The sequence below is a fragment of the Cytobacillus sp. Bac17 genome, from assembly GCF_024519925.1.
GTDB classification, from domain to species: Bacteria; Bacillota; Bacilli; order Bacillales; family Cytobacillaceae; genus Cytobacillus; species Cytobacillus pseudoceanisediminis.
In genome coordinates this window covers 1-374 of sequence record NZ_JALJRC010000114.1, presented here as the reverse complement: position 1 = coordinate 374, position 374 = coordinate 1, and the positions used below count along the sequence as shown (strand labels likewise).

The 374-nt window shown below is 52.9% G+C and carries 1 protein-coding gene; it reads left to right on the top strand.

What is annotated here, in order from left to right:
• Positions 1–374: hypothetical protein (locus NR125_RS30340; RefSeq protein ID WP_256816897.1), on the top strand; the 374-nt coding region annotated here is incomplete at both ends.

Sequence of the window (374 nt, the reverse complement as noted above, 5' to 3'; positions counted from 1 at the left end):
GAAAGAAGAGGGGAGAAAGAGGAAAGAGAGGAGGGGAAAGGAGAAGGGGGGGGAGAGAGAGAGGAGGGAGAAGAAGGAGGAGAGGGAAGAAGAGAAGGGGGAGAGGGAAAGGGAAGAGAAGGAGAAAAGGGGGAAAAGGGAGAGAAGGGGGAAGAAAGAAAGGAAAAGGAGAGGGGGGGGAAAGGGAAAGGGAAGGGAAAAGGAAAGAAAGAGGAAGGAAGAGGGGGGGGGGAAAGAGAAGGGGAGAGAGGGGAAAGAGAAGAAGGGAAAGGAAGAGGAGGGGAAGAGAGAAGGGGGGAGGGAAGGGAAGAAAAGAGAGGGGAAGAAAAAAAGAGGGAAAAAAGAGAGGGGGAAGGAATGGTGTGGTGGTATTG